This window comes from Bradyrhizobium sp., from assembly GCF_049512235.1.
Taxonomy (GTDB): Bacteria; Pseudomonadota; Alphaproteobacteria; order Rhizobiales; family Xanthobacteraceae; genus Bradyrhizobium.
On sequence record NZ_JBEKXH010000356.1, the window covers coordinates 1 to 6,606 of the forward strand.

10 protein-coding genes are annotated in these 6,606 nt (G+C 59.9%); 7 read left to right on the forward strand and 3 right to left on the reverse strand.

Annotated features, from left to right (window positions below; translation table 11 throughout):
- The 4 genes from ABSG20_RS26035 to ABSG20_RS26050 form a co-directional block, all read left to right on the forward strand.
- A partial coding sequence (locus ABSG20_RS26035) for an NAD(P)-binding domain-containing protein (RefSeq protein ID WP_423867361.1) occupies positions 1-1,865 on the forward strand: 1,865 nt, incomplete at its 5' end.
- A gap of 74 nt (positions 1,866-1,939) precedes the next feature.
- Positions 1,940-2,218 (forward strand): 4Fe-4S dicluster domain-containing protein, encoded by a 279-nt coding sequence (locus ABSG20_RS26040; protein WP_423867362.1) that lies wholly within the window; start codon positions 1,940-1,942, stop codon positions 2,216-2,218.
- 6 nt (positions 2,219-2,224) lie between these two features.
- Positions 2,225-2,761 carry a hypothetical protein gene (locus tag ABSG20_RS26045; protein WP_423867363.1) on the forward strand — a complete coding sequence of 179 codons (537 nt, stop codon included), beginning with the start codon at positions 2,225-2,227 and terminating at the stop codon, positions 2,759-2,761.
- 328 nt (positions 2,762-3,089) lie between these two features.
- Positions 3,090-3,296: a hypothetical protein gene (locus ABSG20_RS26050; protein WP_423867364.1), complete on the forward strand. Its 207-nt coding sequence runs from the start codon at positions 3,090-3,092 to the stop codon at positions 3,294-3,296.
- 400 nt (positions 3,297-3,696) lie between these two features.
- On the opposite strand, the gene ABSG20_RS26055 is transcribed toward ABSG20_RS26050, so the two are convergent.
- Complete coding sequence (locus ABSG20_RS26055) at positions 3,697-4,368, reverse strand: RES family NAD+ phosphorylase (RefSeq protein WP_423867365.1); 672 nt, start codon at positions 4,366-4,368, stop codon at positions 3,697-3,699.
- The gene (locus ABSG20_RS26060; protein WP_423867366.1) at positions 4,365-4,892 is read right to left on the reverse strand and encodes an antitoxin Xre/MbcA/ParS toxin-binding domain-containing protein; all 528 of its coding nucleotides are present in this window, start codon (positions 4,890-4,892) and stop codon (positions 4,365-4,367) included. The genes ABSG20_RS26055 and ABSG20_RS26060 overlap by 4 nt, the downstream gene beginning before the upstream one ends.
- Before the next feature lie 178 nt (positions 4,893-5,070).
- Here ABSG20_RS26060 and ABSG20_RS26065 point away from each other — a divergent pair, with 178 nt between their 5' ends.
- Positions 5,071-5,394, forward strand: a complete 324-nt coding sequence (locus ABSG20_RS26065; protein WP_423867370.1) for a type II toxin-antitoxin system RelE/ParE family toxin — start codon at positions 5,071-5,073, stop codon at positions 5,392-5,394.
- Position 5,395: 1 nt separating this feature from the next.
- Entirely contained in the window at positions 5,396-5,782 is a 387-nt protein-coding gene (locus ABSG20_RS26070; protein WP_423867367.1) for an XRE family transcriptional regulator, read from the forward strand.
- A 141-nt stretch (positions 5,783-5,923) separates the two neighbouring features.
- On the opposite strand, the gene ABSG20_RS26075 is transcribed toward ABSG20_RS26070, so the two are convergent.
- Positions 5,924-6,208 (reverse strand): helix-turn-helix domain-containing protein, encoded by a 285-nt coding sequence (locus tag ABSG20_RS26075; RefSeq protein ID WP_423867368.1) that lies wholly within the window; start codon positions 6,206-6,208, stop codon positions 5,924-5,926.
- A 74-nt stretch (positions 6,209-6,282) separates the two neighbouring features.
- Here ABSG20_RS26075 and ABSG20_RS26080 point away from each other — a divergent pair.
- Positions 6,283-6,606: hypothetical protein (locus ABSG20_RS26080; RefSeq protein ID WP_423867369.1), on the forward strand; the 324-nt coding region annotated here is incomplete at its 3' end.

Consider the following 6,606-nt stretch of genomic DNA (forward strand, 5'->3'; position numbering starts at 1 on the left):
AACTGACGGCCAATGGCGCCATTGTCGTCGACGGCAGCGGCATCGGAACACTCAACATACTGCTCCGCGCCGGCTGGATCGCAGGCATGCTCGCCGAGGTGTTCGCGTTTGATCGGCCGTTTTTGCCCGTGGTTGCGGCGATTTCGGCGCTAGCGACGATCGCCGCGCTCGGGCTGCGTCTGGCGTCGATTTACGCGCTCGGCGAACGGTGGACGCTTCCGACCGTCGTCGTTCCTTCCAGTCCGCCGGTACGGTGCGGCGTCTACGCCTACTTCCGCCATCCCAATTGGATTGGCGTTGTCATCGAAATCGTCTCCATCCCGCTCTTGCACGGCGCGATCTGGACGGCGGCGATCTTTCTCGTGCTGGAGTTGCTGCTGCTCCGGAGGCGGGCCGCCGTCGAGGATAGCGCCCTCGCAGCCGCGGCCGCCTGGAGCGAAGACACGACAACGATCGTAACCGAACGAAAAGTGGCGATCATCGGCGCCGGCGCGGCGGGTCTCGCGCTCGGGGCCGCGCTGCGCCGGGCAAATGTTCCGGTCGAGATCATCGAGCAGAACCATGATGTCGGCGGGCTTTGGATCGATCGCGAAGAGAGCGTTCTCGGCAAGAACACGCATGCCGTTTCGCCAAAGTCCGCGCAGGCTTTTTCGGATTTGCCGATGCCCGAATCCTGGCCGGATTTCCCCCATCACAAGCAGCTGCGCCAATATCTGAGTTCTTATGCGGATCACCATCGGCTCCGTGCCTCGATCCTGTTCGGCCGAGCGGTCAAGGCGGTCGAACGGACGCCGTCCGGCTGGCGGCTGACGCTGAACGATGGCGAGACCAGGGAATACAGCGACCTCGCGCTCGCCTCGGGCTATCATTCGATTCCCAATATGCCGGCATACGCGGGAGAGTTCTCAGGCAAGCTCATTCACTCCAGGCAATACAACGGCCCGGAGAGTCTGATTGGCAAGCGCGTTCTCGTTGTCGGCGCCGGACAATCGGCGATGGACATCCTCACCGGCGCCGTAGTAGCCGCCGATAGGGTGTTTCACAGCACGCGCAGGGCATTCGTCTGCGTGCCGCGCTATGTATTTGGCGCGCCGCTCGAAGCGCTGCAGGAGAGTCCGCCGCCGCTGGTCGGCGATATTTTCGCGAACCTGTCATTGCCCAAAATGTTTTTCGTCATCTCGATGGTCGCGAATCTTTTCCTTTGGCTGAACGGATTGACGCACAAAAAACTTGGGCTGCCGAAATATGCTCCCGAAGGGGAAGCCAATCCTCCGACGCTTGATCAACGGGTCTATGGCGATTATGCGCGGGGCGACATTCAGCATAGGCCCGGGATCCGCCGGCTGTGCGGCAATACGGTGGAGTTCGAGGATAACTCGCGTGCCGATATCGACACGATTGTTTGCGCGACGGGCTTCAAGGTTGGATTCCCGTTCATGCCGGGCGAATATTTGAATTGGCCGGACGGCGCCGTCTGTCCGGTGTTGCATAGAAATATCTTTCATCCCTTGGATGACCACTTGTTTTGCATCGGGCTCGTTCATCCCATTGGGGCGCACTGGCGTGTCTTCGAGCGGCAATCGGCGCTTGTCGCGAGCTTCCTGATGGCCCGCGACACCAGTAAGCAGCGTCTGTTCAGGTTGCACCGGATCTCCAGCAATCTGACCCGGCGAGCGCAGTCCGATCTCACGGGAAGGATCGGATCCGGTTTGATGGTGAATAAACAGAACTATCTGGCGGGGCTCGATCGCGATTTGAATATCCTTTGTGGTCCGGTATCCCGCGGCACGCATTCCGCGCGGCGTCGGTTTCGTTCCGCGCCGCGCGATCGGGTGCTGGTGCGGTCAAAAGAGTTACTGAATTGAAGAAAGGCAAATCGATGTTGGAGGTAGCCGAAAATTTCAGAACGTCTGGCTGCAGGCTTGAGCCGGGAGTCCTTGTGCCCGTAATCGACCGCAATCGCTGCGAAGGCGCGGGCGATTGCGTCGCGGTCTGCCCTGTCTCGGTATTTTCTCTCATCGTTCTGCCGCAACAGCAACGCGGCAGCCTGAGCCTCAAAGGCAGGATTAAAGGACTGGTTCATGGATGGCGTCAGGCGGATACGCCAAACGCCATTGCCTGCGAGGCATGCGGCTTGTGCGTGCAGGCGTGCCCGGAAAAAGCGATTCGGCTGCAGCGGAGCGTGGCGACAGCCCGCGAAGTTGGCGCCGTATCGTGACGGACATTGGACCAAGCGCTCGTCAAATCGAATTTTAACGCCCGCGCGGCGGGCTTATTCCGAGGAGAAGATGTTATGAAAATAAGTCACGGCAGCCTGGGGATATCCCTTTTTTTCTCCGCGCTTCTGCTGAGCATGCCAGCGGCGGCGGATGAGCGCTGCTCGACGGCGCGCGGAGCAGGAGAGTGGGGCTACACCGTCACCGGAACCAACACCGAGGGCGGGCCCGACGCCATTGTCGGGAGCGGCGTCGCAGACGCCTCGGGCAATGTCGATTTGACCCAGACCGAAGCGACCAATGGACAGGCCCGCGAGGAAGTGCTCCAGGGCAATGTCACGATAGATCCTGACTGCACGGCCAAGTTCACGGCCAATGTTTTCGTGTCGGGAAACCTGCTTCTCATCGCGACCTGGACGCTGGTCTACGTCGATAACCAACGAGAGATTTTCGGGACGTTGAGATCGCTGACGCTGCCCAATGGGGCCATCGCGCCTTTACCGTCGCAAACCTTGAACGCGAAACGGGTGTTCCATAGGGAGTGATTGTGACCTCCCTGTCCCGCTGTCGGGATACATCGCGAAGATTTCAAAACGGAAGTATTTATTGAAGAATTTACAGCCACCTGAAGGACGTTGGAGAGACGGCACTCTCATTCACACGAGTAAAAATTTTGCGTGAAGAAGAATTCCCTGGATATATTTACATAACAACTCTCAATTCTGTTTATAGACTTCGTCGTTGTTATGAGCGAGGGCCTATCGATGAAAGCAAAAATAGCGGAGTTTAAGGCGAACGGAGTTGTTTATTACGTTTACAACAAAGACGGTGTGATGTTTATTCAACGCACCGAAATAATCAAGAGGCTGAACAATGGCCCAACACAACAGGACCGAAGAGAAGAAAATGGTGGGGGTTCTGACCGAACTTATCAAAGGCAAGTGTAAGACAGTAGCCTGTGAAGGCCTGTCGTTAGACACTGTCTACCGAATAAGAAACTGCTGGACCTATCGAGGCTGCTTCGCTCCAGGTTCCGGCTTTGAAAGCTGGCTCGATGAGGCCGCTATTCGCGAAGAATGATTTCGCCAACGGTGACAGCAAGTAGGGCGGGTTGGAGGCGAAGCCGTAACCCGCCGTCTCGCCAGTGTAACGGCGCATTACGCCTTCCGCCTCCGCTCTTCGAGCTACGGCGGACAAGTCGGCTCCGATCCGCCCTTGAAGTTCGAATCATATCCACATCATGGTTCAGCCCGGGAGACTGCCGGAAATGCCAGCCAATGAAATAGGGATTTTCGAGCCGTCATTGCGAGCCACCGGCACGGCGCAAGGCGCCGTCCGGTGAGCGAAGCAATCCATAGCCGCGAAAGCCGCGCTATGGATTGCTTCGTCGCAAGGGCTCCTCGCAATCACGGTGGAAGATCTCCTCAGGATCGGGCTTGGCGACGCGCGCGAGCGCGCGGTTCTCACGATGATGTCGTACTCATTTGGATAGTTGCCGGACGTCAATCCTGCGCGCGGTCGCCTGGACCGTGATTTCGAAGTGGTCCGTCTGCACGATATCTGCGATGTTGCGGGGTCTGTGCGCGACGACGTTGATGCCCGTGCGACGCCGCAGGCTGTCATAGAGTAGCCCCGCGCCACCCGACCTCCTGACATCCTCGCCAAGCTTCTGCGAAGCATCATAGCGTTCGCTCGCATAGACGTCGGGGCGCGTGGGTTGCTGCCCCCTGATGTCGAGATAGTCGCCCAGCAGCGTCGCGGTGTAGGCCCTGTAGTTCCGGCTCATCGTGCCCGCGTTGCGAGCAGCCGCTTCGCGGCGCAGATGATGACCGACCTCGGCGGCCGCAGTCCGAATATCGTCAGCTGCGTACCAGGCACCGAGCTCCGGACCATTGAATCTCATTCCGCCGGGAGCGGCATGGAGAAAGGCTGCCATGACGATACTGGAGTTGGGTGCGCCATACACCCATTCGGTCTGTGGCAGCCGGGCGATACGATCGGCGGCAAGCCGATCGTTGGTCCAGCCGGCCAACTCCATCACGGCCGCAAGATCGGCTGCGGTCGCAACCGTATCGAAGAGCCCAATGGGTGGAAATTGCGATGGGATCAGACGATGGGCAGGCCGGGGCGCGGGTGCGAGAGCATCCGTCACCGGAAGACGATTTCGGTGTCGTCGTAAGGTGTGAAGGCCTCGTCGATCGCGTTCGGCTGCATGTAGAGGCCGCCGCGCGCGCCGTCGAGGAAACGGCGCACCGAGAGCAGCCCATCCTGTGAGCCGGAGGTCACGAGGTCGAGGGGCGGCCGGCCGCCGAACACGAGCGCGTTGTGCGGAGCTCGCAGCCACTCGACGCCAAGCTGCTCGGCCGGAAACAGAATCCCCAGACCTTGATGAATCCCGAGTACGGCCGAGATGCGCGTCAGGACATCGACGTCGAGGGTGAAGGAGCCGTGCTCGCGCGCCTGCTTGCACCAGCTATGATAGGTGGACCGGGAAGGGTACCCGAGGACCAGGAGGCGCTGCGCTTCCGTCAATCCCCAGAGATCCGCGATGGCGAGGAAGGTCCGTAAAGCCGGGGCACTGAGCCGCCTTCGGTTGGCGGGAGCAAATCGTGAATTATCAAGTCGCTGAGGGCCCTTTACTGCCTCTTCCGGGGCCGGCTCGCGGTCATTCAACATGGGCGGCTCCTTTTCAGATGGATATAGTCCAGATCAGGACAAATGGCAACCGGTTTTGGCCGTAACCCTCACCGCATCCCCAATCACCCTGCGCCATCATCAGGTGTGGTCGCAGGCTCTCTCCGTGCGCGCGCGGGGCGCTCCCCTCCCTCCGTCCGGCGTAGCGCGGCGAAGCCGGATGACCTATGACCGTGACGTGCGTGTCGCGTTGGCCGCAACCGCCAAGCTGCTTGCCACGTTCGGCCCGCAGCTTGGTCGGCCCTACTCCGATACGCTCAAGGGGTCGAAGCACGCCAATATGAAGGAGCTGCGCTTCGAAGCGGCCGATGGCGAATGGCGCGCAGCTTTCGCCTTCGACCCGGCCCGGAGGGTGATCCTGCTGGTGGCAGGCGACAAGTCCGGCGGCAGCGAGAGGCGCTTTTACAAGCACCTGATCGCAAAGGCGGATCTGAGGTTTTCCGAGCATCTGGAAAGCCTGAAGGCGGTGAAAAAGGGAAAGTGAGATGGGCCGGAGCCTGAACGAAATCATCGCCGAGCTGCCCCTGGACGAGCAGCAAGCCATTGAAGCCCGGTATCAGGAACTGAAGCAGGAGGTCGAGGGTCTGCACGAGCTCCGCCAGATCACCGGCAAGGCCCAGGCGGACATCGCATCCGCCCTCAACATCAAGCAACCGTCGGTTTCCAAGATCGAGAAGCAGACCGACATGTACCTCTCCACGCTTCGCAGCTATGTCGAGGCCGTAGGAGGCAAATTGGAATTGACGGTTCAACTGCCGAAGCGCCCGGCGCTTCGCATCCGACATCTCGGCGAGGTTGCTCCCGCCGTTGAGAAGCGCATTCCCGCGCGGCGGGGAAGCGGCGCCCGGTCGCCAAGACGGCGCCCTGGATGAGCGTCCAGACAGTTACGGTGACAGTGCATTTAATTCAGATAGTGAATTGAATGCACTGAAGATCATCTAGCCGGCCTTCGCGGCAAGTGAAGGCTGTCTCCAGGATCGAAGCCAGGAGAGCATCGAGCGGTACGAGCTTTCTCAACCCGTAACAGGCACGTCCCGATACGCCACGCGAGATCGCACGTCGATGCTCACCTCGAGATCCTCATCAAGCCTGCCCAGGATCATGATCATGCGGTCGAGCGTGAAGCGCTCCAGCTTCGCGTTGCGGATTCGCGAAAGATCCGTATGCGAGATGCCCGTCAGCTTCTCGGCCGCGCGCGCCGTCATTTTTCGCGTATCAAGCACGTGGATGATCCTGGCCGCCAGGATGGCGCGCGCCTGTTCCACGTCCGCGTTCGGACGGCCGAAGTCGCGAAACACGTTACCGCTCCGCGGACCAATGCCATGTCATCTCCGGCCATCACAAGCTCTCCTTCAACCGTTTGATCCATTCCTTGATCCTGTCCACGTCCCGCCTGCGGAGTCTTGATGCCGCTCTATTTTTTCTGAAAAGCGTCGATCACCACCAGGTCCGGGCCGATCTGGACGGCATAGATTGTGCGTTAGGCATCGCCCCGATATTTGAGAGCGATCTCGAACACGCCGCCATCTATTTCTTTGAACGGTTTGGAGATATCGGCCTTGCCACCCTCCGCCGCGATCGTCAGCGCCCCCCAGCATGGTGGCCTGGGCATCCGCCTGGAATTTCTCAGATTCCCTGGCGGGCGGCTTACGCAAAACAAAAAATCCCGCAACCGATGTCTCGGCGCGGGCATTTA